The following is a 2997-nucleotide window of genomic DNA, read 5'->3' as shown; positions in this document are numbered from 1 at the left end:
TTCGTGTTATGCAGCTCGAACTTGATGAAGCCGAGTCTCGGTGCATAGACGCGATAAATAAACAAAAGACATAAACAATCTCTTACCGAATAAATAGAAATGTGAGGCCAACCATGCAATTACTAAATTTTGATTTGTGTGAAACCAATGACATGCTCAGAGACCAGGTCTCTAACTTCGTCGCAAGTGAGATTACGCCCATCGCTGCAAAGACCGATAGTGATAACGAGTTCCCTAACGAGCTTTGGCCTAAACTTGGTGAAATGGGTCTATTGGGCATGACCGTACCGGAAGAGTTTGGCGGCACAAACATGGGCTACCTTGCTCATGTACTGGCAATGGAAGAGATCAGCCGCGGCAGCGCATCGATTGGCCTTAGTTATGGCGCTCATTCAAATTTATGTGTTAACCAAATCAACCGTAACGGTAGCCAAGAACAAAAAGAAAAGTATTTACCGAAGCTTATTTCGGGTGAGCACATTGGTGCACTCGCAATGAGTGAGCCGAACGCTGGTAGTGACGTTGTGAGCATGAAACTTAAAGCCGAAAAACGCGGTGACCATTATGTTCTCAACGGTAGCAAGATGTGGATTACCAACGGGCCCGACGCTAACACCTATGTCATTTACGCTAAAACGGCGCCAGAGAAAGGCCCGCACGGTATAACTGCCTTTGTCGTCGAGCGTGACTGGAAGGGCTTTAGTCGGTCTCCTAAGCTAGACAAGCTGGGTATGCGCGGTTCAAACACCTGCGAACTGGTATTTCAAGATGTCGAAGTCCCTGTTGAAAATGTTCTTGGTCTTGAAAATGCGGGCGTTAAAGTACTAATGAGCGGCCTCGATTATGAACGTGTCGTGCTATCAGGTGGGCCAACGGGCATTATGCAATCTTGCCTCGACCTGGTTATACCTTATATCCACGAACGCAAACAGTTTAATCAGTCGATCGGCGAGTTCCAGTTAATCCAGGGGAAGATGGCTGATATGTACACAGCACTCAATGCCAGCCGCGCCTACTTATACGCCGTTGCTAAAGCCTGTGACCGAGGTGAGACCACCCGTAAAGATGCGGCCGGTATCATTCTATACAGCGCTGAAGCAGCAACTAAAATGGCCTTGGAGGCAATCCAAATACTTGGCGGCAATGGCTACATTAACGAGTTCCCTGCTGGGCGCCTATTACGAGATGCGAAGCTCTATGAAATTGGTGCCGGAACTTCCGAGATTCGTCGTATGCTAATCGGCCGCGAATTATTTATGGAAACGCGTTAACACCCTGCCTCGTTAATTAAAGCCAAGCCTTAGCAAATATTGCTAAGGCTATCGATGGATAGAATCATTTATGACCGTTATACAATCCAACACAGACGCTTTAAGCGCACAGTTTAAAGAAAGAAAGCTTGCGATGGACGAGCTGGTGACTGGGCTGCGTGAAACCATTCAGGCCACCGCAAATAGCGCCGGGCCTGAAGCGGTAAAGCGCCACCTAGCTAAAGGAAAGCTTTTACCCAGAGACCGAGTCACGAGATTAATTGATCCCGGCTCACCATTTCTTGAGTTATCTCAACTTGCTGCCCATGAGGTATACGATGAAAAGGTTCCCTCTGCCGGTGCAATTACTGGCATAGGCCGAATCAATGGCACTGAGTGCATGATTGTTGCCAACGATTCGACGGTTAAAGGAGGCACTTACTACCCTCTTTCGGTTAAAAAACATCTCCGCGCCTTAACCATCGCTGAAGAGAATCGCCTACCCTGCGTCTACCTTGTAGATTCAGGTGGCGCAAACCTCCCTAATCAGGATGAAGTCTTTCCGGACGAGGATGACTTTGGCAACATTTTCTATCGACAGGCCAACATGTCTGCCAAAGGGATTCCACAAATCGCCGTTGTACTTGGATTGTGTACCGCAGGTGGCGCTTACGTCCCTGCAATGGCCGATGAAAGCATAATGGTTCGCAACCACAGTACAATCTTTCTAGCAGGCCCACCGCTAGTTAAAGCTGCAACCGGTGAAGAAGTTAGCGCAGAAGACCTGGGCGGCGCTGATGTGCATTGCAAAACCTCTGGTGTTGCTGATCATTATGCCGACAGTGAAGAGCATGCTATCCAGATCGCTCGAGAATGTGTATCAAATCTTAATTGGCAGAAGCCAAAACAAATGGCTACTCGCCCAGCAAAACCACCTAAGTACCCGGAAAATGAAATTAACGGAGTGGTTCCATCTGACCTAAAAACCCCTTACGACGTGCGAGAGGTCATTGCTCGAATCGTTGATAATTCTGACTTTTCAGAGTTCAAGCAATACTTTGGTGAAACACTCGTTTGCGGCTTTGCACATATATATGGAAACCCGGTAGGTATTATTGCTAACAACGGTATTTTGTTCTCTGAGTCAGCTCAAAAAGGCGCGCACTTTATTGAACTATGCTGCCAACGTAAGATCCCTTTGATCTTCCTACAAAATGTCACCGGCTTTATGGTTGGCAAATCGTTTGAAGAAGGCGGTATCGCCAAGCATGGGGCAAAGATGGTCATGGCCGTCGCTTGCGCTAAAGTTCCGAAGTTTACGATCATTATTGGCGGAAGTTTTGGTGCCGGAAATTACGGCATGTGCGGGAGAGCCTATCATCCACGATTCCTATGGATGTGGCCAAATGCACGTATTTCAGTAATGGGTGGCGAACAGGCTGCAGGCGTTCTGGCACAAGTTAAACGAGATAGTTTGGCTAAACGTGGCATCATTTGGTCTGATGAAGAAGAACAAGCACTCAAGCAACCGATTATCGAACAGTTTGAAAAACAGGCACACCCTTATTATGCCAGTGCACGCTTATGGGATGACGGCATAATCGAGCCTAGCGACACTCGAAAAGTTCTTGGCGTCGCAATCTCAGCTAGCCTAAACGCACCAATAGAAGATACCGAGTTTGGCGTATTTAGAATGTAAGTATGAGCGATCACTCAAATTACTCATAAGGTACAATTCAATGAATCA

General features: G+C 47.3%; 2 protein-coding genes. Both read left to right on the top strand.

Going from position 1 to position 2997, the window contains the following annotated elements:
- Positions 1-113 precede the first annotated feature (113 nt).
- Positions 114-1271, top strand: a complete 1158-nt coding sequence (locus A3735_RS18820; RefSeq protein WP_068511075.1) for an isovaleryl-CoA dehydrogenase — start codon at positions 114-116, stop codon at positions 1269-1271.
- A gap of 70 nt (positions 1272-1341) precedes the next feature.
- Entirely contained in the window at positions 1342-2949 is a 1608-nt protein-coding gene (locus tag A3735_RS18815; RefSeq protein WP_068507216.1) for a carboxyl transferase domain-containing protein, read from the top strand.
- Positions 2950-2997: the final 48 nt, after the last annotated feature.

Source organism: Oleiphilus sp. HI0061 (genome assembly GCF_001635675.1).
This window is presented reverse-complemented; position numbering and strand designations above follow the sequence as displayed.